We start from the raw sequence: 26972 nt of genomic DNA on the forward strand, positions 1-26972 counted from the left end.
CGGGAGCAGATGAAAACGGTTTTTATTAAACAACAAAAAATAGCAGCGTGATGGTTATCAAACAATTTCAACTAAGAATGGGATTGACCCAAGGGGTAGAGAAAAGTTGACCCCACAAGTATTTGGTGTTTAAAGCATAAAAAATGTTGCAGCCCTTTATTCAACTTGGCCGTTATGTTTTGGTTCAAAAAATAGCCAGCGGAGGCATGGCGGATGTTTATCGAGCCAAGCTTTTGGGGGTGGAAGGGTTTGAAAAAATAGTGGCCATCAAAAAAATTCTTCCCCATTGGGCGGCCAATCGCGATTTTATCAACATGCTGGTGGATGAAGCCAAGGTTCTTCTTCATTTAAATCACACAAACATTGTCCAGGTTTTTGAGTTGAACAAACAGGAAGACACCTATTTTATTGTCATGGAATATGTGGATGGGGTGGATGTGCGTACTTTTGCCAGGGCCCTTGCCAGGAAAAAAATAATTTTTCCCATTTCATTGGTGGTGCATATGGCCAAAAAAATATGCCAGGGGCTTCAATACGCGCATGAAAAAACAGATGAATCCAAAAAACATCTCGGCATTGTGCATCGGGATATTTCTCCGCAAAACATTTTATTAAGTCATGAAGGAGAAGTTAAAATCACTGATTTTGGCATTGCCCGGGTGGTGGGAAAAACAACGGAGACCATCACGGGCACTTTAAAAGGCAAGTTTGCCTATATGTCTCCCGAACAGGCTTTGGGTCAAAAGGTGGATGCGCGGACTGATATTTTTGCCTTGGGCGTGATTCTTTTCGAATTGGCCACCGGGGAGCGTGCTTTCAAGGGGGAAAACGACCTTGAGACTCTTGAAGCTGTAAAAAATACGACTCTTTCTTTTGATTTGGTCAGGCATCAGCCTATTCCCCAAAAATTCAAAGAAATTGTGATGCTGGCCACAAAAAAGAAAAAAGAAGATCGCTATTCCCATATCGCGGCCATGAAATCGGATATCATGGCCCTTGACTTTGAACTAAACCGCAAGGATGCCGCTAGTGAACTTAAAAATCTGATTCGCCTGTGTTTTGAGGAGAAAGATACTTCTATTGAAGGTTCCCACAAAACAATTTCTACACAGATGGCTCAAGTGACATATACCGACAGCCATAAAAAGACAAAAATCCTTGTGGGAAGACCTTTATTTGAAACAACCCTGCCGCTGATCTCACAAGGGGATGAGTTTAAAACGGTACTTCTTCCGAAAACAGTTTTGGATGTGCCTGACAGTTCCAGGGATAAGTCTTTTCAAGTTTTTCAGGCACCTTCTTTGTATGGAAAATTAAAGACGCAATTAATTCCAATCTCTTATTCTTTTTTTGTTCTGATTTCCATGTTGTTGGCTGTGGGAATGGCTTCGCAGAAATCAGTTGTTTCTGAAAGTGAAAATCCTCCCTTGCAGAAAATTATTTCTGCTCCAGGCTTGTCTTTGGTGAAATCAGATAAACCATCTCCCACTTTGGTGGTGACGATTCCGAAGGTAGATGAAAAAGGGCCTGTTGAAACCGTGCCCGTTGAAGCAAAGAAAGAAACACCTTTGCCTGATGAAAAAAAGGGGCCACCATCCGGTTTTGGCGGGGTGATGGTTTCGGCTCGTCCATGGGGTTTGGTTTATCTTGAAGATAGTAAAGGGTTTGAAGCTCCCTGGTCTTTTAGACAAGTCCCTGCAGGAGAATACCCCCTTAAAGTTGTTTTTCCGCCTTTAAACAAAACTGTTTCGACAACAATCCGTGTTGCCGCCCATGCAACGGTAAAGTGCCAGGCCGTGTTTGGTGAAAAGCAGAGTTTGGTGTGTAAGTAAGGGCAATTCATGAATTGCCCTTACGGTTTTTTTCTATCTGGTCCAATTTTTTCAAAAGGACGGCGTTCATCTGATCCACCTTTTCGTGCAAATAACCTATTTCCATTTCCGCTTTCAGGTTGACTTCGTATTCAATGTCGGCACGCACCCTGTCTTTGGTTGCCTGCAGGTTTTGGGACAATAAGACAACAATGCTTAAAAAAATGGCTTCAAGGGAAACTCCCGTGGTTAAAAGGCCAAAGGGGTAGGGGTCAAAGGGGATTAATTTTGGGATCAGGCCTAAATTCACAACAATCCACACAAGAAAAATAATCAGGTTTGCGAGCAAGAAGGACATGCTTCCGGCAAGTTCGGTAATGCGATCGGCCATTTTTTGGGTCCAACCCAACTCACCAGCAATTTCTTCATTGGCATTTTTAGCCACCCGCGCCCGGACCAGATTATTGGTTTGCCTGATCTGGTTACCCAGGGCACTTAATAAATGGATGGAGGCTTCGGGTTTTTGTTTTAAAAAATGGATCAAATCCTCCCGGCCCAAACAAGCAAGCTGGGAAGTTTCCAGGGCGATGGCCGTGGCTGTACGTGGACCATGATCCAGAAGAGAAAGTTCCCCGAAAATTTCTCCGGGTTCGGCCACCTTCAAAATGATTTTTTGCCCCGTGTGGTCGCGTATCGAAAGCTCTACATGGCCACTGACCACAAGATAAAGGCAGTTGCCGCTATCTCCAAAATCAAAAATGGTTTCCCCTTCGGCAAAGGACATGTTTTCAAAATTTTTTAAAAGCTCTTTGGCCTCGTTGGGTTCCAGAAATTTAAAGAGAGGTGTTTGGTTGAGCCAGGTTTCATTAAAAAAAGTCATGGGGTTTTTTAGCATGAAAGAATTTTGATGGCGATGACAAAAAACCTGAGGCTTTTTGAAGCTTTCGCTTTTCATTTTCAAGGGAATCCTATAAATTAAATTTCTTCATTTATGAATTGGAAGCAAAATAGTTTTATCCCCTACGCTCGTTGGCTTCGGGGACGCGCCTTGCTGGGTCAAAACCCCGTGGCTTGCCACGGAATCTTGGGTCCAGGGCTTGCCCTGGGGTTCATACCATTGATTGTCATTTTTCTTATTTTTTTAGGTGTTTTATCGGGAGCATGCCGTTTTTTTTCATCGGGCCATAAAATCCCTGTCAAAAAAATTGTCCTTGAAAACGGATTCACGGCTCTTTTGGTTTCGCGACCGGGGGCTCCTGTTTTTTCGGCCTATCTCCGTATTAAAGTCGGAAATGTTGAAGAATCACCGGGATATTCCGGCCTGGCCCATTTTTTTGAACACATGGCTTTTAAAGGGACCGATAAAATTGGCACCAAAGATTATAAACAAGAAGAGATTATTCTAGACCGGATTCATGACGTAGGAACCAGGCTTACAAAGGCGCGGCAAGAAGGAAAGCCAGAGCAAGAGTTAAAACCCCTTATCCAAGAACTGAACAGATTGCAGAAGGAGCAGCAAACTCTTTTGGAGTCCAATGAATTTGCCCGCATTTATCAACGTAATGGCGGGGCGGACATGAATGCCACGACCACCAACGATTACACCAGCTATTTTGTTTCACTACCTTCCAACAAACTTGAATTGTGGGCCTATCTTGAAAGTGAGCGTTTGCTGCATTCCGTTTTTCGTGAATTTTATAAAGAGCGCGATGTGGTGGCTGAAGAGCGGCGCATGCGTTATGACAATGATCCCGATGGCCACTTGTATGAGGAACTCATGCTTTTTGCCTTTGACAAGAGCCCTTATCGCGTTCCCGTTATCGGCTTTGCCAATGAAATCCATGGCTACACGGTCGATGCTGCCAGAAAATTCAGGGAAACCTATTATGTCCCTTCCCGCATGGTGTTAAGTATTGTGGGCAGTTATGACTTGAAAGAAGCCGAAAAATGGATACGTCAGTATTTTGGGAAATTGTCCGACAAGAAATCACCGGATCAGGTTTTTGAAAAGGAGGATTTTTCAAAAAATTTTCCCAGGGAAAAAGTTCTGGAAAGTCCTGATGAACCACGTTTTTACATGGTGTTTCATCGACCGGCCAACCCGCATCCTGATGACGAGGTTTTTGATGTGCTTGAAAACTTGTTGTGTGATGGCCGGACTTCGCGACTCTATCGTGTTTTGGTGACCGAGAAAAAACTGGCTTCCCAAGTGGGTTGCTATGCCTCGTTACCCGGTTCAAGGTTGGATGGTGTTTTTACTTTCTATGCGCTTCCATTTCCCAATGTGAGCAACAGGCAGGTGTGGCAGGAAATTCTTGATCAACTTGAGTTGATGAAGACGGAGTTGGTCACCAAAGAAGATCTGGGGAAAGTGATCAACCAGATCGACGCGGGTTTATTATGGGCGCTTAACGAAAATATAGGGTTGGCCAGCATGCTTACCTTTTTTGAGAGTTTGGCCGGAGACTGGCACTATGTTTACCGTTTAAGAGAAAGGGTCCGTCGCATGACGCCCGAAGATGTGCAGAGGGTGGCTAAAACCTATTTTGTGCCCAACCGAAGGGCCAGTGTCTTCATGGAAAAGAAATGATTGCGTAAGGGCAATTCATGAATTGCCCTTACAAAGTACATGGTAAGCCCCGTCGTGTTTGACAACACGATAGGTCAAATCATGAAAGGATAATACGTGCCTATCAGGCGATTATATTTGGGAATTCTTTTTTTGTTTTTTTGCTTGAATCCAGGGAGTATTTTTTCTTTTGATTCCGCCGTCCCCCCCTTAGAGGCAAAACCCCTGCCCCAATTTAAAACGCCCGAGATAAAGACCCATGTTTTTTCCAATGGTCTCAGGCTTTATTTCCTTCCCAACGATGATCTGCCCCTGTTTCAGGCCAATGCCATGATTCAATTTTCTTCTCTGGACGAATCCCGGGAAAAAAGGGGGTTGGTTCAAATGTTGATGAGTGCCATGGAAACGGGAGGGACAAAAAAACAGTCGGGGGATGAAATTGATAAAATTCTTGAGTATCGCGCGGCTTCCATTGATGCCCAGCACTCTCATGAATGGTGCAGTCTTTCGGCCAAATCCCTTTCAAAAGACCATCCGCTTATTTTACAGCTTCTTTTTGACATGATGACCCAACCTGCTTTTGAAGAAAATAAGGTCGAACTTGTCCGTAAACGCATGTTGGATAGCATTACAAGACGCAATGAAGACCCGGGAAATATTGCCGATCGTGAGTTTGCCCAAAGCATGTATGGGGAGTCTAGCCCCTTGGCCCGTCTCTTTAACCAAGAGACGGTAAAAAACCTGTCACGGGAGAACCTGTTTTCATTCCTGGATGCTAATCTCGACCCGGCCCGTGTCTGGATTGCCGTTTCAGGGGATGTGAGTTGGGAGAAGCTGGTGGCCCTTGTTGAAAAACTCAATGAAAATTTCGTTTCAAGGAAAATTTCGCGTCCATCCCGTGATCCTGTTTTAAAGGAATGGAAACCCGGGGTTGAATTTGTTTCCAAGGAGACAAATCAGGCTTCCATTATTGTGGGGCATTTTGGGGAAAAAAGATTTAACCCTGACAAATATGCCCTGATGTTGGCCAATTATGTTTTGGGGGGAACCACCTTTGGATCACGTTTGGGAGATACCATCCGGACCAAGCTGGGATTGGCTTATGCCATTAATTCCAATTTTGGTTTTGAAACGGATTATGGTCTTTTTAAAATGAAAGCCCAAACCAAGTCGGCTTCAACAGCCACGGTCATCGGTGAAATGAAGCATATTTTGGGGGAGATGATCCTGGATTACCCCGTCACTCAAGCCGAGCTTGATGAAGCCAAAAAAGCGATCTTAAATAATCTCATTTTCCAGTATTCAGACCCCTTTGAAATTGTTATGGCCCGCATGCATTATGATTATTACGGGTATCCACCCGACTATTTTGAGGTTTTTCAGAGGGAAATCGCCCGGGTGACGGTTGATGAGGTGAATGCTGTTCTCAAGAAATATTTTTATCCTGACAAGCTCAAAATTCTTGTTGTGGGGGATAAAAAAGCGGTTGGAAATCTGTCAGAGTTTGGTCCTGTTGTGGATCGCCCCTTAGATAATCAATGATATGAAAGAAAAACTTGAAATCCTTTTGTTACAGGCTGTCCTGAAAGCCTATCCCAATTCCATAAGCTCCTTGCAGGTGGAAGTGCCCGCCGATTCCAAACACGGGGACTTTGCCAGCAATGTGGCCATGGTGCTGACCAAGGCCCTTAAAAAAAATCCGCGAGAAATTGCCCAGACCATCAAGGACAATATTGATTTGTCCGATGGAATGATCGGGTCCGTTGTTATTGAAGGCCCTGGTTTTTTAAATTTTAAGTTAACCCAGGGTTTTTGGATTCGTGCCCTCAAAATCATTGATGAACAAAAAAAAATGTTTGGTGTGTGCCAGGCCTATAAAGGAAAAAAAGCCATGGTGGAGTTTGTCAGTGCCAATCCCACCGGTCCCCTGCATATCGGACATGGCCGTAATGCCGTTGTGGGAGATACCATTGCGCGCCTGCTTTCAGCGGTTGGGTATGAAGTGACGCGTGAATATTATGTCAACGATGGGGGAATTCAAATTTCAACCCTCGGGCGCTCGGTCTATGCCCGTTATCTTCAAAAACAAGGGGTCGAGGTTCCCTTTCCCGAAGATGGCTATCAGGGGGATTACATTGCCGATATCGCCGCTGAACTTTTGCCCCGAAGTGCTGAATTTGAAAGGATGCCCAGGGATCAGATTATTGAAACCTTTGGACGTTATGCGGGGGATAAAATCCTTGGTGAAATTTTGGAAGATTTGCGTCGTGTGGGAGTGCAGTTTGATTCCATTTTTCAGGAATCTTCCTTGTACAAGCAGGATAAAGTTCGTCAAACCATAGATGAACTCAAGGCAAAAAATCTGGTGTATGAACAGGAAGGGGCTCTTTGGCTTCGGTCAACTTCCTTTGGTGATGACAAAGATCGCGTTCTTATCAAGAGCGATGGTTCTTATACCTATCTTTCGCCGGATATCGCCTACCATCGTGACAAATTCAAACGGGGGTTTGATCTTTTGGTGAATGTTTGGGGCGCTGACCATGCCGGGTACGGCCCAAGGCTTAAAGCGGCCCTTTTGGGTTTGGGTTATCCGGCCGATCATTTACATCTCGTTTTTATTCAAATGGTCAGTTTGATCAGGGAAGGCGAAACTGTTTCCATGTCCACCCGACGGGCCACTTATGAAACCCTTGAAGATGTTGTCAAAGCCGTTGGAAAGGATGTGGCCCGTTATTTTTTCATGATGCGATCCTATCAGGCCCAACTTGAATTTGATATGGAGCTGGCCAAAAAGGAAACTTCCGAAAACCCTGTTTATTATATTCAGTATGCCCATGCGCGCATATGCAGTATTTTTGAAAAAGCCCTTGAAGAGCAAAAAATTGCGGTTCCTGCTTATAAAGATGAATGGAGTGCTTTGCTTGGGTTGCCTGAAGAAACCGAAATGGCGCAGCTTCTTTTGGAATATCCGGAATCTATTTTAAAGGCCGCTTCCGAAATTACCCCCCATCGTGTGGCTCACTATGCCCTTGAATTGGCCAGGGCCTTTCAGTCATATTATGACAAGGCACGCAGTGATGATCGTTATCGTGTGGTGGGGCATGACAAAAAAACCACACAAGCCAAATTGTTTTTCTTAAGTTGTGTCCGGCAAGTGCTTCAGAATGCCATGCATGTTTTGGGTATTGAAGCCCCGGAGAAAATGTAAGTGCGACCGGCCCTGTACAGATACTACCCTTCGACTAGGCTCAGGGTGTCCATTATTTATCAAATTATAGGACATGGTGAGCTTCGTCGAACCATGCATTGGGATAATGTATGTCTACCGAACGTACCATCCAACTAACTCTGGGCCAAGTTATTTTCATCAGTGTTTCTGTTTTTGTTATTGGATTTTCACTTTTTTATTTGGGGGCGCGCTTCGGCCCCCAATTTTTCTGGAATATTGACCTGGTAGCTCTTCATTCTTCTTCCATTTTACCTCCCGAAGTCAATGAGGCCGAGTTGGAAGCTCTTCTTAAAGAAACCAAAAAACCGTTTGTGAATTGGTATGATCATTTGGAAAAAAGGGGGGGAGAAGTAGTCAGTAAAAATCTTTCCGCACAAAAAGATCCTTCTTTTTTGGAAATTGAAGATGAAGTGAAGACTCAGCCCATCGAACAAAAACCAAAAATAGAACAGAAGCCAAAACAGGTTGCTGCGGTGAAGCCAGATCCAAAACCGGCATCGCAAGGTGTGCCCACCAAGCCCCAAGTCCAAGAAACACCCGTTCCTAAAAAAGAAGATCCTTTGGCCAAGGTGATTGATCACTTGTCTGCACCTTCTGTGGCGATTTCTTCTGCACCATCCATGTTGCAGCTAGGTGGGTATTCCAGCTTTGAAGAAGCCAGTGATGTTCAAAAACGAATCAAGAAACTGGGGATTGGTGTTCAGATGAAAACATTGACGGGTTCTAACGGAAATAAATACCTTTTAAGCATGGGACCGTTTGGTTCTGCTGATGAGGCCCGCCAGATTCAATCCAGAATTCGACAATATGCCGGTGTTTTTCCTCTCTTGGTCGAATAATTAAAGCAAAGAACCTTGAAGAAGCAGGGCCGCAATGGAAAAATAAATGATAAGCCCTCCCACGTCGACCAATGTGGCGACAAAAGGGGCCGAGGCGCTTGCGGGGTCCAGCTTGAGTCTGCTTAAAATGAAGGGAAGCATCGAGCCGGCGATGGTTCCTATAAGAACCACGCCAATCAGGCTGGCAAAAAGCGTGATGGCAATGAGTGTGTAGTGTTCACCATAGCTTTCAAAAAAATATTGCCACACAAAAATACGGATAAAGCCGATGACTCCCAAAACCCCTCCCAGCGCCAACCCTGAAAAAATTTCACGTTTTGCGACACGCCACCAATCCCGAAGGGTTATTTCTCCCACAGCCATCGCCCGAATGACCAGAGTGGAAGCCTGTGATCCGGAATTACCCCCACTGGAGATGATGAGGGGAAGAAACAGGGCCAATACGACCGCTTTTTCAATTTCAAGGGCGTAACGACTCATGGCAGAGGCTGTGAGCATTTCTCCTAGAAATAAGACTGACAGCCAGCCAGCCCTTTTTTTAACCAGGTCGAAAATGCTGGTTTTCATGTAGGGCATTTCCAGGGGGGATACAGCACCCAATTTCTGGATGTCTTCAGTGGCTTCCTCAGTCATGACATCGACAATATCATCCACGGTAACAACACCCTTAAGCCGGTTTTCCGAATCGACAACCGGAACGGCCAGAAATTTGTAGCGTTTGAAAAGTTGCCCCAAAGCTTCCTGATCCATGGCTTCATCGGCTTTGACGATGTGGGTTCGCATGATGTCCCTGATTTTCTTTTGAGGGTCGGCGGAAAAAAGATCGCGGTAGGATACAACCCCCAACAGATGCTGACCTTCGTCTAAAACATAAATGTAATAAATGTTTTCAATTTGGGCCCGCGTTTGTCTTTTAAGATAACTAATGGCCTCATCTAAGGGCATGTCGGGACGTAGCCGTGCATAACGCGGATTCATCAAGCCACCGGCATCGTCCTCGGCATAGGCCAAAAGGGCGGTTACTTCTTTACGCGTGGGCTCGTCTAAATATTGAAGGAGGGAAGGATGCTGCTCTTTGTTGACAATTTGCAGGACATCGGCGGCATCATCGGGGGGTAAAAGCCGTATCCATGAACGTTTTTCACCCTCGGGCAGATTGGTGAGAATGTCGGCCTGATCCTCAGAAGATAATTGCAGGAAAAAATTTTCGGCCACGGGGCGCGATGGAGCGTAAAGGGCTTCCAGGCGTTCTTCCCCCTGAAGAATGGGCCAGACATCTTCAAGCTCTTCTAAAGAAAGGATGTCGTTGGATGAACGGGGAAATTCCATGCCTTTTTTTACACTGATTATAGGGTTATTGACAAACTATTTGAGTAAAACCAGGACATCTTCTTTTTTGAAACGCACTTTGGCCGATCGGGCATGCTTGTCATTTTCTGCCCTGTAACCAAGGGCACAAGCCACCCGTGTGGCATAGCCCGAATCTTGGACGTTTAAAACCTTATCATATTTTTCCGGTTCAAGGCCCTCCATGGGGCAGGCATCCACACCCAGGACGGCGGCTGAGGTGAGTAAATTCCCAAGGGCCAGATAAATCTGGTTGGTGGCCCAATGGGTGATGGTGGCATGGCGGGGACCGCTGACAAGATCGGTCATCATCATTTTTTTATAACCGGCCAGTGACTCAACAGCTGTGTGTCTTACTTCGCAAGTGCGAGCGATGAAACGGTCGATGTCGGTTTCGGTGATATCGGTTTTGGCCAAAAACACCACATAGTGGGAACAATCAACAACCTGTTTTTGGTTCCAGGAAAGCGGAAGAAGTTTTTCTTTAAGGGTTGGTTCGGTGATCACCAAAAATTTCCATGGCTGAAGACCATAGGAAGAAGGGGTAAGCACCAGGCATTCTTCAAGGGCATTCCATAGAGGGGGAGGAATTTTTTTCTGCTCCTCAAATTTTTTAACGGCATAACGCCACTTCATTTGAGTCAGAAGGTCTTGTGAAGAAAAAGTTGACATAAAATTTCTGCTCCCTCATCCAACAAACAGGACTCCCTATTTTTCAAAGTAATGGGACAAGATAACAGGGGCCAAATCATTCTTGACGCTATATATAGGGTCATATAGGGTCACCACCCCATGGCACGGAAGAAAATTTCCACCACTGTTTACATCACACCCGAACAGGATGAACTGTTAAAACAGTTGCATGAAAAAACCAGGGTGCCCATTGCCGAATATATTCGGCAAGGAATAGATTTGGTTTTGAACAAATACAAGCACAATCTTCCTGGACAAATGTTTCTTATAGACCAAGAAGAAGAATCTTCATAATGCCTGAAATTCCCCAATCCCATCGACGTAATTTTTGCATCATTGCCCATATCGACCATGGCAAGTCGACCCTTGCCGATCGGCTTATCGAATCAACGGGGGGGCTGGAATTACGTGAAATGCGCGAGCAAATTTTGGATGCCATGGATCTGGAGCGCGAGCGGGGGATTACCATCAAGGCTCATAGTGTCCGTTTGGTTTATCGTGCCAAAAGCGGAGAAGACTACGAACTGAACATTATTGATACCCCGGGGCATGTTGATTTTAATTATGAAGTTTCACGAAGCCTGTCTGCTTGCGAAGGAGCCCTTCTTATAGTGGATGCGGCTCAAGGGGTGCAGGCCCAGACATTGGCCAATGTTTATTTAGCCCTGGATAGCCAACTTGAAATTCTGCCTGTCTTAAACAAGATTGATCTCCCCAATGCCGACCCTGAACGTATCAAAAAACAGATTGAAGATATTATCGGGTTGCCTACCGATAATGCGATTCATGCCAGTGCCAAAACAGGCCAGGGCATTGAAGAAATCCTGGAAGCGATCATCAAGTATTTTCCACCTCCCAAAGGAGACCAAAAAGCTCCGCTTAAGGCGTTGGTCTTTGATAGTTGGTTTAATACCTATCAAGGGGCGGTCGTGCTTGTTCGGGTGATGCAGGGTTCCATTTCAGTCGGTGAAAAAATCAAATTCATGTACACCGGTAAAAATTATGAAGTGTTGCAGGCCGGTTTTTTTACTCCCAAACCGATTCTGACAAAATCGCTTCAAACAGGGCAGGTGGGTTTTGTGGTGGCAGGTATTAAGGAAGTCAAGGAAGCCAAAATAGGGGATACGATCACCTCACAAGACAACCCAAGCCTGGAGCCACTTCCCGGGTTTAAAGAAGTCAAGCCCATGGTCTTTTGCGGTATCTATCCGATTGAGCCGAATCAGTATGAACTTTTAAAAGATTCACTCGAAAAACTTCGATTAAATGACAGTGCCTTTAGTTATGAACCCGAAACTTCCGGGGCCCTTGGTTTTGGTTTCCGTTGCGGTTTTTTGGGTTTGTTGCACATGGAAATTGTCCAGGAAAGACTGGAACGTGAATACGGGCTTAATCTCATTTCAACATCTCCCACGGTGGCTTACCGTATCTATACGACCAAGGGGGAAATGCTGGCCATCGACAATCCCACAAAAATGCCGGATGCTTCGGTGATTGACCATATTGAAGAGCCTTTTATTTCGGTGACCATTCATGTCCCCAGCGAATATGTGGGAAGCATTATCCAGTTGTGCGAAGAAAAAAGGGGAATCCAAAAAAACATCGATTACATTACCCCTGAGCGCGTCATGGTCCATTATGATTTGCCTTTTCCTGAGATGATGTTTGATTTTTATGACAAGCTTAAATCGATCACCAAGGGTTATGGTTCCATCGATTACGAATTCAAGGATTTTCAGACTTCCGATCTTATCAAGCTCAATGTGCTTATCAATGGAGATCCGGTGGATGCCCTTTCGATCATTGTTCATCGCGAAAAATCCTATTATCGCGGGCGCGAATTGGTTTCCAAGCTCAGGGAAATTATTCCGCGGCAACAATATGAAGTGGCCATCCAGGCGGCCATTGGGGCCAAGATTGTCGCTCGCGAAACGGTGAAGGCTCTTCGCAAGGATGTGATCGCAAAATGCTACGGTGGTGATATTACGCGAAAGAGAAAGTTGCTAGAAAAACAAAAAGAAGGTAAAAAACGCATGAAACAAGTGGGGTATGTGGAAATTCCCCAGGAAGCGTTTTTAGCTGTGTTGAAAATTGATTAGATGCATGTTGTGCGGAGGTGCAGAGGTGCTGATGTTAAAACTATAAAATTAAGATTTTTAACATCCGAACATCCGCACAATAAAAAAATATGCCCGATCCCTTAAACAAAGACGGTCTCCATAAACTTACCCGTGACTTGAATTCCTCGGCCAAGAAAAAAGGCGTTGTTCGCGAATATGTTGAAGCCCTTCTTGTTGCTGTTTTGCTGGCCTTTGTGATTCGTTCTTTTCTTATTGAACCTTACAAGATCCCTTCCAAGTCGATGGTTCCCACACTCTTGGTCGGGGACCATATCTTTGTGAACAAATTGGCCTATGGGTGGAGAATTCCCGGCACCAAAAAATGGCTCACCTATTTTGGAGAGCCCACGCGCGGGGAGGTGATGGTTTTTATTTACCCCGAGGATGAAAAACTCGATTTTATCAAAAGGGTGGTGGGGCTTCCTGGTGATCATATTCGCATGACGGACAATAAGCTTTATATAAATGATGTTGAAATCACCAACCAGGATATCGAGGTGGTGGGTATCAATCCACAGGACAAACGGAATCTTCTTTTGCCAGAGGCAAAAGCTTCAGAACTTCCCAAGGACATAAAAGGCATTCCATTTTTCAGGGGATATTCAAATTATCAAATCAAGCTTGAAGACATGATTGGATCAAAACACCTGATGCAGCGAAGCAAGCTTTTACCCAATAATGATTCTTTTGACCTTACTGTACCCGCTGACACCTATTTTGTGATGGGGGATAACCGGGACCAGAGTGCGGATAGCCGGGTTTGGGGTTTTGTACCACGCAAAAACTTGAAGGGCCGGGCGATTTTCATTTGGCTTTCCCTGGATTCTGATTTGGGGGGAGTTCGTTTCAAACGCTTTGGTAAAAAAATCATTTAGTAACCATGTAAGGGCAATTCATGAATTGCCCTTACATAGCGGACACCCTGAGCCCTGTCGAAGGGTTACACGGGGCTTTATTTCCTGTGGGAAAATTTTTCCCCTCTGTCAAAATACATTTGACATTTTCTTCATGATTTTCTCCGAAAATATTCCCTAAGTATTTAAAATTAAATGGGTAATTTTTAAAAATCATATTGGTATGTGATTTGCACTTTGTTTTGGTGCAAATTTCAAAAAAGGGGGAACTATGAAATTTATTGGATACTTTTTATCTTTTATATTTGTCTTTGTGTTGATGGCTTGCGGTTCTGGCTCAGACAGTAGCAGCGACTCATCAAGCAGTGATGATAACGATCTGGCTGAATCAGCTTATCCCAGTGGTCTGGCCGTATCTTCTCCTTACTCAAGCTCTGATACAGAAACCAATATTTCGGCATTGGTTATGGCTGCTGTTGGTGATGAGGGGAACGTGACAGGCCTTCCCTATGAAGAGAAATTGGCCGCCTTGGATGCGGTTGTTAATGGAACAAGTATGAGTGATTGTTTTAATTATGATGCAGATTTGTTCCCGGATGAGCCCACGGTTTCATGTTATGGACCAGATCTGACATTAAGCGGAACCCATCCTAATGGGGGATTTTCTGGCGGTGGAAGTCAGGGTCTTCCCTCGGGGGATCTTGGGCTTTGGGAAGCCAGTGAAGATGGTGGGGAGGCTTGCATTGCTTCCAAGGTGAATTCTGAAATGACGAGTGTTGAAGGACGCATGGATTTTTCGATGTTTGCCATGGCCTCTGCTTTTTGTGTGGCCAATAATAACGGGGATACCTTGCCTGCCGTGGGGGGGACTCTTGATCTTTCAACAGCCTTTACTGATGCTGCCGAGGCTGCCGATTTTACAGGTTTTGATCCCACAACGGTTGTCTTGACCCGCGGGACTGATACCGATGATGGGAATGCCGTTTACACGCTCAACATCACCGGTGAAATTGTCAATGAGGATGAAACAACCATGCCCTTTGCCTTGGAAATGACCCATGTTCCTTTGGATGCCACCAATTCGACCTATCAGGGGCTCATGCAAGCCACCATTGAAACCAGTGATATTCCCACCTCCAATTGTGGTGCAGGAACTCATACCGTGGGGATGTCGGCTCTTTATGAATTGGCAGCCAGTACTGATTTAAGAGTGCAATACAAACAGGCTGTTTTTTGCACCACAGGGGCGACCGATGAGGATATTTTTGATGATGAAGGGGAGGCGGATGCCACTCATAAAAAGAGTGGGGAATGTTCCGGTGAAACAGGGGTTACCTACAGTGCCACGGGTTGGGGCGATGATTATAATTATCTCCTCATTAATACGGATCCCACGACAGGATATGGGAACCTTGTTTATGGTTGGCAGGCAGGACGCTGCGATCAAAATACACGCGTCTTCAAGGCTTCCATCAGTGCCGATGGCGGTACAGATAGCAATGAAGGAGGCTGCGGCTATTTCGGTTTTGGTGCGGATATTTCGCAAGCAACTCCCGATATCGATGGGATGATTTGTAACTGGACGGGGCCGGGCAGTGGTGGTTTTGGAAGTCATACGGTCCAGGATTTGGTTCAACGTCAATGTGTTTCACGGGCCAGTGTTACAGACGATTTTGCATCGGTGGCTGCCACTTTGAATATTGACTATGCTCCGACCAATAACTGTAATTCAGACGGCTCTCTGTTATGTGATGGAGTGGCTTGCGTGACCACCAATGATCTGTTAGACATCGCTGAAATGGATTTTACCGATCCAACAGCCCCCACAGCCCTTGATATTTAAGGAAGTGGAAGAAATGTTTTCAAAAACCCCTCTCTTATCCCCTACGCTCGTTGGCTTCGGGGACGCGCCTTGCCGGGTTAAAACCCTCTGCCTTAGGCGGAGAATCTTCCAGGGCTTGCCCTGGGGTTGATACCCTTGATTATCAAGGAGGGGTTGATTCATCCCTTTCCCAAATTTTCGGCTTTTTCCTTTGACAAGAGGCCCGTCCCTTTTTAACTATAAAGAATGCGTGATTCTTCCATTATTCTTCTGTCTGGCGGGCTTGACTCCACCGCCGCTCTTGCATGGGCCAAGACAAATTCGGACGTTATTATGGGGTTAACCCTTCACTATGGTCAGCGGTCGGCCCAACAAGAGATAAGGTCTTCGTCGGCTCTTTGTGCGCATTATGATGTTTTGCATAAGGTGGTTGAAGTTCCTTTTTTTTCTGAAATGGAATCTGTGGCTCTCACTGAAGGAAAAAGCTCTTTTCCCTCCCTTTCGATGAGTGAATTAGATGATGCAGATATTACCGCTCATTCAGCCAAGGCGGTGTGGGTTCCCAACAGAAACGGCGTATTTTTAAACATGGCAGCCAGTTTTGCCGAGAACAAGGGGGCCAGTTGGGTGGTTGTTGGTTTTAACAAGGAAGAAGCCCAAAGTTTTCCGGATAATTCAGAAGAGTTTGTTTCCAAGGCCAATGAATTTTTTAAATATTCCACATTAACCAAGGTGAAAGTCGTTTCCCCCATGGGTTTGAAAACAAAAAAAGAAATCGTGAAGTGGTGTTTAAAGCAAAAAGTTCCCTTAAATTTGTTGTGGAGCTGCTATCGCGGGGGGGACAAAATGTGCGGGGAATGTGAATCGTGCCTGAGGCTTAAGCGGGCGTTGCAGGCAAACAAGGCTTTGGAATTAACGGAGAAACTTTTTTGAAAACTTTTTTTATAGAAAAAGAAACGGCTTATGATGGTACGCAGTTACACTCCCACTGGGTTTTGAACCAAACCGGGATTTATGGGGATGTTATTGCCGCCTTCATTGGCCCAGCGCGCGTGGATTTGGAGCATATGGTCGATTTGGAAGATGTTCTTGCCAAAAAGCCAATTTTTTCACACAAAATGCTCCACTTTATCGCCGAGCATTTCGACGATGATCTTGAAAAAATGATTTTACGTCAGCGTCTTTTTATCTCGTGTCTTCAAACCGATCTTTTGGAATGTTTACCGGAAGAAAAAATTATTCGCCGTGGGGATGACCTTTTTTCAGAATACTTCAAGCTTACTGTTTCCATTGCAACAAAATCTTCCGTATCTACTCTGATGCACACAGCCATTAATATTGATAGCCACGATACCCCTGTACCAACCAAGGGTTTGGATGATTTCAAATTGAATGCCCAAGCAATGGCTCGTTCGGTGATGAATCGGTATGTGGAGGAGTTGGAGGGAGTGGCAAGAGCCAGAGCCAAGGTAAAAGGTGTGTTTTAATTCCCTCTCCCTGGAGGGGAGAGGGTTAGGGAGAGGGTGATCCCGTGTGCACCCTCCCTCTAACTCCCTCCCCTCAAGGGAGGGAGGATTGTTTTCAAATGTCCAATGCCCGAATCATCGAAATTTTTTCTTCCATCCAAGGCGAAGGCCTTTGGGTAGGTAAGCCGCAGGTGTTTGTGCGTTTCCACGGTTGTAAACTTCATTGCACTTATTGCGACACTCCACTTACGCACCATAAAATCAAAGAGTCCCGCATTGAATTCCCGCCATACAGCAAAAATTTTGAAAAGCATCCGTTGGAATGGGGAGCCGAAGAGCTGAGCACACAAATCGCCCGTTTTGAAATTCCCTCCCTTGCCTTAACCGGGGGAGAACCGCTGGAGCAAATCGATTTTATCGAGCCGTGGTTGAATCAATTGAACGGAAAATATGAAATCCTTCTTGAAACAAGTGGGGTGGAAGTGGAAGCCCTAAAAAAGGTTATTTCAAAAATAGATATGGTGAGTCTGGATATTAAACTTCCTTCCTCTAGTGGAGAAAGACCCTTATGGGAAACTCACGAAAAATTTTTGGCAGTGGCAAAAGAACGTCCTCATTATGCCAAGGTGGTCTTTGATGAGAAAATGACGGAGGAAGAAAAACAAAATTTAATAAAAATCCTTCAGAAAAATCCTGGTCTCATCATGATTTTTCAGCCCGTTTCGCCGCTTCAAAAAAGAGATATGAAATCTTGCCTCGATATTTTTAGCTTTTTCTCCAATCGGTTTCCCAAGCAGGCCAGGCTTCTTCCGCAAATGCATAAGTTTTTGGCGGTTTTGTAGTGGGAAAAGCCCCAGAATGGGGTTTCAAAACCTCTCTCAAGCATTAGAAAGCATGTGATTCCAATGGGTTAGTGCCTATTGTGATTGGCATGAGACTTGCTCTTAACTTAACCCTACGATCTTGTTGGTAAGGTTTTGGGTGGAAGTGATGGGATGACTATGGCTCCCCTTAAAGATATTCTTTACACGATAAAAAATCCTCAACAGCTCGGCTCGAGCGATCTTCTATGCGCTCCTCCTCCTGGCTCTGATGTGTTTAATCAATCTCCTTGTACGGTTAGTTCTTTTTCTGCTGAAACGGTGAGCCAGAAAGCGATGAAGAGTGGTTTGATTAGCCCTGATCAAGGTATGGCTTTTAAAAACAGGCTGAAAGCCTATTTTCGAGAAAATCTTAAAGACACCCAAGTTGATACTCTCGAAGAATATAGTGCGATCTCCAATCTAAACCTTCTTGCCTACCGTCATACCTTAGAAACAGTTTTTCGCGATAGGAACAATTGGGCGACCTGTTCGGTTCAAGAAGGAATAGCTCTTAAAAGTGCCCTCATGGACAGTGACCTTTATAGGAAAGTGGCGAATAAAGAAGGAGCTAAATTACTTCATGAACTCGACAATCTTCCATGGGGTGTATTGGCTGAGGAATCCGTTTTTAAACATTGGGTGAATACTTATCAGGATAATACTTTCATCAATCTTCTCTTTCACGCGGCAAAGGCAGAGTATCCCGTTGACAAAGCACTGGTCAAATTAATGAAGGAAAAACCAGAGCGGATGGACCCCATGGATTTTGCTTCCATCCTTCCTTTGAATCTTGCTTCGGTGAATGAATATATCCTTGGAAACGGTGGTCATCCTCCTGAAATTTACAAAGATCTTCTTGAAAAGGCGCGGGATGATGAAGGCTTCATGAGTTACAGTGCCATTTTAACTTACGGCCTCAACCATGCGCATCCGGAGGCTTTGAGGGAAGCCAAAGAAATCATCCTTTTTGATTTCCATCATATTTTTGTGCATTTGAGTTCGGATGCAAAAATAGCCCTGAGAATCCTTCTTATACCGCCCCAGGCAAGGCCAGCTCAAGTCCCTCAATTCTTTGCCGAGGACTTAGAACAGATTCAAGCGGAAGTTCAAAAAGCCTTGCCCGATGTTTATAGGCAAGACAATAATCACGCCGCCGAGCTTTTAATCCTCTTTTTGTTGGGATTCGGGGATGAAGATGTTTTTCACGGGGATTGCTGGGAACATCTCGTTTCCATGGAGACCAAGAGAAAGGGCGATTTTGAGAAGGCCAAAAAAGAATTTGTACCCCTTAGTTTTCAAAGTATCGTGACTGCCATTATGTTTCCCGAGGATGATGCCCTTGATAAGAAGGCCGCTGTGAAGGCGCTCGTGGTTGCTGCCAAATTGTGGAACCGCGAAGAAAAAGAAAATCCCTGGCCTTATGAGGCTCCTCTGATGCGTCTTCAGGAAATCATTAACAAGAGGGGAAATGTCACATTGGAAGCAATGCAGGCCCTCTACAATGTACTGATCGTTAGGAAAGAAGAAGACGAAGAGGTGGAAGCTCAAGTTCAGCAGAGAAGGGATTTTGCCTTTAAATTTTTTGATAAAGGGATGGAGGCTCAAAAACTAGCTTCTTTTTTTGAAACTTATCTCCAAGATTTTAATAATCAAGGCAAGGATGAAGAACTCGATAAATTAATGGGGAATCTTCTTCTCCCTGAAAACAATGCATCCCCAATCTCGCCGCCGGAGCTTCAAAAAACCTACGATCTTTTGTGTCTTTTTGCCGGATCACAAACTATGACCCTGGCTGAAAAAGCCATTCCTCTCTTGGTTAAATTAGAGAATCATTCTCTTTATCAACAGAACGAAAATTCCCCGATCCAAGTATTAAAACAAATTGTTTTGGACAAAAAGGCAGCTCATCAAGAAGCGTGGGATGCTTTGGCCGGCCTTGTTCTTAAGGATAAAAAGCCCGTGGTTTTAGAGGATGAGAAGAAGAAAAAATATATAGGGAATATCGCTGCCATTGCCGGGCCCGAAGAGCAATATTGGGATAATGGTCATGTGCTGGATGCTGCTCAGGTTCTTTTGGATTTAGAAAAGAAAACCCACGATGAATTCATTCATCAAACTTTGGTAAGCTTGGATACGGGGGCGTTGGAGAGTTTGGTGGGGGATTATGCACCTTCTCAGGAGGATACTATGAAGATATTCCATCAGCTCATGGAGCGATGGAAGACGAATCCACCCAAGCATTTTATGATTACAGACGATTCGGTATCTGATGGAAAAACTTCTTCTATTAACTTTGCCGCAATCATAGGGCAGGCTAATACGCAAAATCTTGGGATGATTAATGAACTGACTCAAAATTTTTCTGACGGTGAAAGAAGAAGAACTCAACAGCGTACTGGGCTTAATCAGGTAGAAATTCCTTCGATTGTTGAAGCTTCTGAAGATACTTCGGATGCTGAAATCGATGAAAATAAGGGAGATGAAAAAGTATCAGATCCTCTTCAAGCTCTCTCGGATCTGGCCAAGCTTGGGAATGTTTCGGCCTTTGAATTCATCCTTGGGCGTTTTCAAAAAGGCGATATTTCCATGGTGAAACCCTTAAAAAATATTTTAAATGATGATGATGCTTCAGAATTTCATTCCAAAATAATCGATACGGCGAGGGAGACTTGTCTTCAATTTACGGACCCTGCTTCTAAGAGAGCATCCTTTGATCTCTTAATTGTGGCCGCCGAAAAAGAAAGACCCGGTTGCTGGGAAGCCTTGTTTCTATCGGCAACGGAACATTTTGAGCTGAGCGTTTCTTGGGAAGGATTGGCCAAGGAGGCCGCTATGGCTTTGCTTAGCATGGGAAGTGGCACAGACCCCGAGCAAGTCGATGCGCTTCGCGAATTGGATATTTATCTCGCTTCTCTTGTAGGGTCTTCGGAAATGGCGACGGGTGAATATGATCCTCTTCTCGACGATTTTCTGACTTATCCCCATTCCTCTCAATTAATGGAGTTGGAAGCGGCCCTTGAGAAATATAGAGAGAATAGGACCAAACCGCTTTCGCCAGAGACTGTATCCGAAGATGAAGAATCTTCTACTCCAGCTTCTGCCCGTGAACCTGTGGGTGGAGAAGGAGAAACTTCAGGTGCAGAAGCAACTCCTGTGGGTCGTAATTCCAGAGCAGGTGCAGTGGGCGCTTCTTCTTCTCCCGGGAATGTTCCTGCGTCCCCTCAAAATGACGACGCTCCTGAAGTATCAGCTTCAAGCGGGTTAACGACCTTTTTTATTCCCATGCCGGAAATAAGCTTGGCCTTTGTGGATTCAATTTTGGATCCCAATCAGGATGAAGAATCTGTGAGTCAAGATTTACAAGGTTTGATCGATTTGGCCAAACAAGGATGGGACTCCGCCCGCCAAGGGTTGGATCGTGTCTTTGATGGCGTAAGTGATAATCAAAGCGAACGGGATAATTTTATTCTGGAAATTTTGGACTCATCAGGTTTTGAGCCCTATGCTTCCGAAGCACAGCAAATTCTTTCTTCCGAAGAAGATTGATTCTTTTTCTAAGCTCATTTTGACATTCATCCTAATTAACGATGCAAAAAAGGTCCCGAGGTTGGTCTAAAAATGATCTTTTTTAAAGCATTGATTTTTCGGACGGTACCGTCCGAAAAATGGACGATGTTTTTTGAAATGACATCCCTATTTTTCTTTTTCTTTTTTCCAATTCCCCAAAAAACATGGAGTTAAGTGCAGATTTGTTTTTGGCATTTGGATTGCAATGGTTTGCCTCTTGAAAAGGAGGTTTCTCATGGAAACCATACTCAAAGAGGTTTTTGTTCTTCCTGACAAGGACGACAAAAACAAATCATGGAGCCGCATTGGTGTGGCTTTTGTCAATAAAGATGATTCCCTCAACGTTGTGCTGGATGCCGTGCCCTTGACAGGGCGTCTGCACATCAGGGACAGGCGCTCAAAAAATGAGTCGCCCTATAAAAAAGGAGACAGGTCATGAAAAAAATCGTTTTGTTTTTATTTGTTTTGGTCATGGGTTTTGCCATTCGCAACAGCTTTGCCTCGGAAGGCAAGGTGTTGGAAGGCCTGATCAATGTGAATACAGCCAATGCCGAGCAGTTAATGTTACTGCCAGGCATTGGTGAAAAGAAGGCGGCCTTGATCATCCAAACCCGTGCCCAAAAACCTTTTGCCAATAAACAGGATCTTTTGTTGGTCAAAGGAATTGGAGAAAAAATGATCGAAGACTGGAAGCCCTATTTGAGTTTTGAAGGGACAACCAGTTTAAAGGAAAAAGTGGTCACTGCCAGTCAGCCCGCACAACAAACGGTGCGATAAAAAAAGAGGGGTAGGGGCGATTTGTCTTTTAGTAGGCATGGGATGAATTGCCCCCACTTCTTACATTTGGATTCCCAGTATCATCCCCCTTTAAAAAAGGGGGACTGAGGGGGATTTGGACTCCGTATCCGATTCAAACTATTTTTATCCACCTACGTCCCCGCTCGTTGGCGGGGACTTCGGCGGACGAGCCGAAATGGTTAAAACCCCGTGGCTTGCCACGGAATCTTGGGTCCAGGGCTTGCCCTGGGGTGCATACCATTGATTATTTACTTCACTCTCTTTTACATGCGTTCTTATAAACCTATTCTCAAGATTTTCTCTCGAAAATTACGTATGAAAATGACTGATACTGAGATTTTTCTTTGGTCTCATTTGAGGCGTAAGCAAATACTGGGTGTGAGTTTTTATCGCCAAAAACCCATATCAAACTTCATTGTCGATTTTTTTGCTCCGGTTGTTTCCTTGGCCATTGAAATTGATGGCTCACATCATTTTGAGGCCAACCACTCCCATCAAGATCGTCAACGGGATACGATGTTGGAAAAGGAGGGAATAAAGGTTTTACGGTTTCACAATGGGCAAGTTTTAAATGAGATTGAGACGGTTCTAGAAGTTATTTGGGAAGAGGTGGAAAAGAGGCTGTCGAGAAGGAAATAGAACGGAAGCGGAAACAAATCCCCCTTGATCCCCCTTTTTTAAAGGGGGATGGGTACGGGGAATAGAATAAAATAAAGAGAAGGCCAAATTTATTTCTTAGAAGTATTGCTCTGAACAATCTTAAGGCGGTTTTTGGTGTGAGTTTGTTCCAGAATGTCCATGATCTTCTGGGTGTCATTTTTGGTTTTTTCCATACGTTTTTCATCCAGGTTGATAATGTCCCTGGTCATGGTGACGCCGTATTTGGACATAATGGATGAAATACGGTCAAAATCTTGCTCGATTGATTGCGAAACAGAATGGAAGCCGCGCAAAGCCGCTTTGGCCCTGTTCCAGAAGAAGATGGGGTTTAGTTCAAAAAATTCATTATCATCCTGTTTGGGTTGGATGATGATAATGTCTTTTTTAAACGTGGCGTCGTTTTTGTAAGTTTCAATCGATTGCATCAAACGGGCGTGCAGTAAGCTTCTGAAAATCTGGTTTAAGACCATGCTTAAACCCCAATCTGCAAGTTGTTTGTTTTTGGTGATATATCTGTTTTCTTCCCTCAAATATTCAACCACCACTTCATTGCTAAAAGGCCTGAAAGGATTGTAACAAATGACGACATCGGCCCCTTTGGCAAAGGCGATATCTATATTGGCTGTGCTGTCAACACCCCCATCGGTATAATCAATCCCTTTAAGGCGAACCGGCTTGTAGAATCCGGGGATGGCTGAAGAAGCCTGAATGGCCTGTGAAATAGTGATGTCACTTTTTTCATCCGGACCAAAGATGACCCTCTCGGCCGTGTCGACATTCATGGCCGTGATATAGAGCGATTTGCCGGACATTTTTTTAAGAACCTTAAAATGGTTGGTCATGCGGTTGCGACGCATGTTTTGACGGACAAATTTTTCAATGGGGGCATTATCAAAAATGCCCGAGGGTAAAAGTTCTTCCAGTTGTGGAATGGAGCGGGTGGCGTACATCACACGCAAAATGGGGGCCATTAATTCTTCGTAGTTGGAATAACTGGGATGGAGGACAAGTCTTTTAAGATTATTCCAAAAATTGCGTTTTAGTTGGGGGGCGGAACGACATAAATCGTAAATAATGCCGGGCACAAAGGTGAAATGCCCGTACACATATTTAAGAGGTCGCGTGATGATTTCTTCAAAATTGGGCTTGTACAAATTAAAAAGAGAAAGTTGGGAAAAAAGCCTTGATTTACCATCCAGACTGGCCAGCATTTCTTCCGGAGGAATGCCCCCGGCCAAAGGGGCTGCCAAAAAAGCCCCCGCAGATAAACCCACATAAATATCAAAATTGGTGACTTTTCGATTGACTAAAAAATCATTGAGGGCTTTAAGCCCCCCCACCTTAAAAGCTCCCCCTGAAATAGCCCCCCCTGCCAAGACAAGAGCCAGCTTGGGGTTAGGAATTTTCTCAAGAGAAGTATTTTTTTCAACGATACATATACCCATACGTTACAAGCCTTTATTTAAAAGATTGTTTTATTTTAACAGTAAAAACAAAGTTTATTAAAGTAAAATTTTAACTAAACAACAAAGGTGTCTCCCATATCAAGCCGTATTCCAAAAATTTTAGTCAGAATAAAATAGAGAACAAGCAAACTGGCCAACAGGGTAAAACATGAACCAATAGCCACGCCGATCAAAACAATGGACGAAATAATGGCAATAATTGCAATAAGGGGTGAGAAGAGATTGTTCTTTTTTGAAATGTAACTGGGGGAAAAGTAAATAAGGCTTCCTTCCGCTTTTTGAAACCATTTATCCCACTGTTTAAGGATAAAATCAGGAACAAAGGAGTACCAAGTCATGCCTTTCCCTATTTGGGTTAAGAGGGTGTTGTCAACGAGAAATATTACACGAGAAATATTAAACAGGTTGTTTGTGACCTTCTGAGATTCCTTCTGTCGCGTTTTTTGACTTGGAGTCTCGCGTTCTTTCTTTTATAAGAAAACCTATGTCAAAATTTATTTCAGAACTAAAAAGAACTCATCATTGTAATGCATTGACCAAGGCCGATGTTGGTAAAAATGTGGTGTTGATGGGGTGGGTGAATACGCGGCGTGATCACGGGGGGCTTATCTTTGTTGATTTGCGTGATCGCGAGGGGATTACCCAAATCGTTTTCAACCCCGAAGTTGACAAAAAAACACATGAGCTTGCCTCTATCCTTCGCACCGAATTCTGCATGGCTATTGCCGGCCAGGTGCGTGCGCGGCCCGAAGGGATGACCAATCCAAAATTACATACCGGAGGAATAGAAATTGTTGTCGCCGACTTTGAAATTTTAAACCGTTCCAAAACGCCCCCATTCCCCATTGAAGACGTTATTGATACAAACGAAGACATCCGTTTGGAATATCGCTACCTTGATTTGCGGCGTACTCCTTTAAAGAACAATCTGGTACTTCGATCCAGGGTTTCCCAAATTGTCCGGAATTATTTGTGTGACAATGGTTTTTTGGAAATTGAAACGCCTTTCCTGACCAAGTCAACCCCTGAAGGGGCGCGTGATTATCTGGTCCCTTCGCGAGTTCACCCAGGACAGTTCTATGCGCTTCCCCAGTCCCCCCAGCTTTTTAAACAATTGCTCATGGTTTCCGGTTTTGAACGTTACTACCAAATCGTCCGCTGCTTTCGTGATGAAGATCTTCGTGCCGATCGCCAGCCCGAGTTTACCCAAATTGATATCGAAACCTCGTTTTTGGATCGTGATTCCATTTTGAATATCATGGAAGGTTTGGTTGCCAAGGTGTGGAAGGAAGTTTTGGGTGTTGATATTTCCATGCCCATTTCCCGACTTTCCTACGACGAATGCATGGAGCGGTTTGGGTTGGATGCGCCGGATATGCGTTTTGGGTTGGAACTCAAAACAGTGACGCCTATTTTTGCGAATTCCCAATTTAAGGTTTTTGGCGATGTCGCCAAAAGTGGGGGGCTTATCTCCGCCATGGTGGTTCCGGGAAAAAGTGATTTCACACGCAGCGAAATTGATGAATTCACCAAGTTTGTGGGAATTTACGGGGCCAAAGGTTTGGCCTATCTCAAAATTTTAGAAAACGAATGGCAGTCACCCATCACCAAATTCTTCTCTGATGAAGAAAAGAAAGCGCTGCAAGCCGCCCTGGGATTTAAACCGGGGGACATTGTTTTCTTCGGTGCGGGGGCTACAAAAGTGGTTCGTGATTCGCTGGGCAATCTGCGCGAAAAAATCGGTGAGAAATTAGGATTGGCTAAGGCTGACGACTACAAATTCGTATGGATTGTGGATTTCCCGCTTTTTGATTGGGATGCCGAAGAAAAACGCCCCGTGGCGGTGCATCATCCCTTTACATCCCCTCGCTACGACCAGCTCGATCTTTTGGAAAAAGACCCGCTTAAGTGCCAGGCACAGGCCTATGATCTTGTTTTAAATGGCAATGAAATCGGCGGCGGGTCGATTCGTATTCATAACATGGAAGTGCAGCAAAAAGTTTTTGATCTTCTTAAGATGAGCAAGGAAGAAGCCAAAGAAAAATTTGGCTTCCTCCTTGAAGCGCTTCAATTCGGCGCCCCTCCTCATGGCGGCATTGCCTTTGGTCTTGACCGTCTCATGATGCTTCTGACCAATTCCCCAAGTATTCGGGATGTGATCGCTTTCCCCAAAACCCAAAAAGCCACCGATCCCATGACCCAGGCGCCATCTACAGTGAACCCGAAACAGTTGCTTGAGTTGGGGATTTCTCTTTCCAAAAAAAGTTAACCCGTCTTACTTCCCCCTTTTTTAAAGGGGGAAAGTGCCAAGCCCCCAATCAAAAGTTAAATTAATAATTTTAGCAATATTGCTCATATATAAATATAATAAATTCATATATTTATAATTTACTATAATAGATATTGCAAATATGCTAAAAATGTCTCATAGTTCTTTCATGTCTTTAGCCCTTCATCAAAATGCTTTAAAAATAAGTGCTGCAAGTTCTCACGCTTTGGGAAAAGTGTTTTGGAATTTGATGGATCATTGGCAAACCGATCCCAAGGAACAGGCTTTGTTATTGGGAGTAAAATATCACGTGACCAAGCTAAAAGATTGGAAGACCAAACAAATTATTCCCGAAGATCCCGACAAATTCCAACGTGTGGGGCATCTGGCAGCCATTCACAAAAATCTGAAAATTCTTTTTCCGTACAATCTGCGTGCGGCTTATGATTTTATGAAAACACCGCAAGATTTTCTTTTTAACGGCAAAAGCCCCATGCAAATTATTGAAGAGGGGGGAGAGATCAATTCGTTTACCACCATTGCCGCTATTCGCAGGCGCCTGGATCAGGCGAGAACTTAGGCCGGGCCATAACTCCCCC

The 26972-nt window shown here is 44.5% G+C and carries 23 protein-coding genes; 18 read left to right on the top strand and 5 right to left on the bottom strand.

Annotation, left to right across the window (positions count from 1 at the left end; all coding sequences use genetic code 11):
* Window positions 1–143 precede the first annotated feature (143 nt).
* Complete coding sequence (locus A2048_09930; GenBank protein OGP09232.1) at window positions 144–1832, top strand: hypothetical protein; 1689 nt, start codon at window positions 144–146, stop codon at window positions 1830–1832.
* A gap of 7 nt (window positions 1833–1839) precedes the next feature.
* Here the strand turns inward: A2048_09930 and A2048_09935 are convergent, their stop codons facing one another.
* The gene (locus A2048_09935) at window positions 1840–2691 is read right to left on the bottom strand and encodes a hypothetical protein (protein ID OGP09293.1); all 852 of its coding nucleotides are present in this window, start codon (window positions 2689–2691) and stop codon (window positions 1840–1842) included.
* Between the two features lie 231 nt (window positions 2692–2922).
* Between A2048_09935 and A2048_09940 the strand changes: the two genes are divergently transcribed.
* The 4 genes from A2048_09940 (at window position 2923) to A2048_09955 (ending at window position 8448) form a co-directional block, all read left to right on the top strand.
* Entirely contained in the window at window positions 2923–4401 is a 1479-nt protein-coding gene (locus A2048_09940; GenBank protein OGP09294.1) for a hypothetical protein, read from the top strand.
* Window positions 4402–4518: 117 nt separating this feature from the next.
* Window positions 4519–5922, top strand: a complete 1404-nt coding sequence (locus A2048_09945) for a hypothetical protein (GenBank protein ID OGP09233.1) — start codon at window positions 4519–4521, stop codon at window positions 5920–5922.
* A 1-nt stretch (window position 5923) separates the two neighbouring features.
* Window positions 5924–7588 (top strand): arginine--tRNA ligase, encoded by a 1665-nt coding sequence (locus A2048_09950; GenBank protein OGP09234.1) that lies wholly within the window; start codon window positions 5924–5926, stop codon window positions 7586–7588.
* Between the two features lie 110 nt (window positions 7589–7698).
* Entirely contained in the window at window positions 7699–8448 is a 750-nt protein-coding gene (locus A2048_09955; GenBank protein OGP09235.1) for a hypothetical protein, read from the top strand.
* On the opposite strand, the gene A2048_09960 is transcribed toward A2048_09955, so the two are convergent.
* Both A2048_09960 and A2048_09965 read right to left on the bottom strand, forming a co-directional pair.
* Entirely contained in the window at window positions 8449–9777 is a 1329-nt protein-coding gene (locus A2048_09960; GenBank protein ID OGP09236.1) for a magnesium transporter, read from the bottom strand.
* Between the two features lie 36 nt (window positions 9778–9813).
* The gene (locus tag A2048_09965; GenBank protein OGP09237.1) at window positions 9814–10467 is read right to left on the bottom strand and encodes an NAD(P)H-dependent oxidoreductase; all 654 of its coding nucleotides are present in this window, start codon (window positions 10465–10467) and stop codon (window positions 9814–9816) included.
* Between the two features lie 120 nt (window positions 10468–10587).
* Between A2048_09965 and A2048_09970 the strand changes: the two genes are divergently transcribed.
* The 11 genes from A2048_09970 (at window position 10588) to A2048_10020 (ending at window position 22617) form a co-directional block, all read left to right on the top strand.
* A complete protein-coding gene (locus A2048_09970) occupies window positions 10588–10782 on the top strand; it encodes a transcriptional regulator (protein ID OGP09238.1) in 195 nt (64 codons plus the stop codon).
* Window positions 10782–12587, top strand: a complete 1806-nt coding sequence (locus tag A2048_09975) for an elongation factor 4 (GenBank protein ID OGP09239.1) — start codon at window positions 10782–10784, stop codon at window positions 12585–12587. Before A2048_09970 ends, A2048_09975 begins: the two co-directional genes overlap by 1 nt.
* A 137-nt stretch (window positions 12588–12724) precedes the next feature.
* Entirely contained in the window at window positions 12725–13483 is a 759-nt protein-coding gene (locus A2048_09980; protein ID OGP09295.1) for a signal peptidase I, read from the top strand.
* Between the two features lie 250 nt (window positions 13484–13733).
* Window positions 13734–15305, top strand: coding sequence for a hypothetical protein (locus A2048_09985; GenBank protein OGP09240.1), 1572 nt, complete (start codon window positions 13734–13736; stop codon window positions 15303–15305).
* Window positions 15306–15530: 225 nt separating this feature from the next.
* A complete protein-coding gene (locus tag A2048_09990; protein ID OGP09241.1) occupies window positions 15531–16217 on the top strand; it encodes a 7-cyano-7-deazaguanine synthase QueC in 687 nt (228 codons plus the stop codon).
* A complete protein-coding gene (locus tag A2048_09995) occupies window positions 16214–16771 on the top strand; it encodes a hypothetical protein (GenBank protein OGP09242.1) in 558 nt (185 codons plus the stop codon). The genes A2048_09990 and A2048_09995 overlap by 4 nt, the downstream gene beginning before the upstream one ends.
* A gap of 98 nt (window positions 16772–16869) precedes the next feature.
* Window positions 16870–17592: a hypothetical protein gene (locus A2048_10000; GenBank protein ID OGP09243.1), complete on the top strand. Its 723-nt coding sequence runs from the start codon at window positions 16870–16872 to the stop codon at window positions 17590–17592.
* Between the two features lie 159 nt (window positions 17593–17751).
* Entirely contained in the window at window positions 17752–21159 is a 3408-nt protein-coding gene (locus A2048_10005) for a hypothetical protein (GenBank protein ID OGP09244.1), read from the top strand.
* Window positions 21160–21415: 256 nt separating this feature from the next.
* Entirely contained in the window at window positions 21416–21619 is a 204-nt protein-coding gene (locus tag A2048_10010) for a hypothetical protein (protein ID OGP09245.1), read from the top strand.
* Window positions 21616–21957 (top strand): hypothetical protein, encoded by a 342-nt coding sequence (locus A2048_10015; GenBank protein OGP09246.1) that lies wholly within the window; start codon window positions 21616–21618, stop codon window positions 21955–21957. Before A2048_10010 ends, A2048_10015 begins: the two co-directional genes overlap by 4 nt.
* Before the next feature lie 288 nt (window positions 21958–22245).
* Window positions 22246–22617 (top strand): hypothetical protein, encoded by a 372-nt coding sequence (locus A2048_10020; protein OGP09296.1) that lies wholly within the window; start codon window positions 22246–22248, stop codon window positions 22615–22617.
* Between the two features lie 89 nt (window positions 22618–22706).
* Here A2048_10020 and A2048_10025 read toward each other — a convergent pair whose 3' ends face one another.
* The gene (locus A2048_10025) at window positions 22707–24083 is read right to left on the bottom strand and encodes a hypothetical protein (protein ID OGP09247.1); all 1377 of its coding nucleotides are present in this window, start codon (window positions 24081–24083) and stop codon (window positions 22707–22709) included.
* Window positions 24084–24157: 74 nt separating this feature from the next.
* Window positions 24158–24442 carry a hypothetical protein gene (locus tag A2048_10030; GenBank protein OGP09248.1) on the bottom strand — a complete coding sequence of 95 codons (285 nt, stop codon included), beginning with the start codon at window positions 24440–24442 and terminating at the stop codon, window positions 24158–24160.
* Window positions 24443–24588: 146 nt separating this feature from the next.
* Here A2048_10030 and A2048_10035 point away from each other — a divergent pair, with 146 nt between their 5' ends.
* Window positions 24589–26373: an aspartate--tRNA ligase gene (locus A2048_10035; protein ID OGP09249.1), complete on the top strand. Its 1785-nt coding sequence runs from the start codon at window positions 24589–24591 to the stop codon at window positions 26371–26373.
* Window positions 26374–26542: 169 nt separating this feature from the next.
* The gene (locus tag A2048_10040; protein ID OGP09250.1) at window positions 26543–26953 is read left to right on the top strand and encodes a hypothetical protein; all 411 of its coding nucleotides are present in this window, start codon (window positions 26543–26545) and stop codon (window positions 26951–26953) included.
* Window positions 26954–26972: the final 19 nt, after the last annotated feature.

The organism is Deltaproteobacteria bacterium GWA2_45_12 (genome assembly GCA_001797365.1).
GTDB lineage: Bacteria > UBA10199 > UBA10199 > UBA10199 > UBA10199 > UBA10199.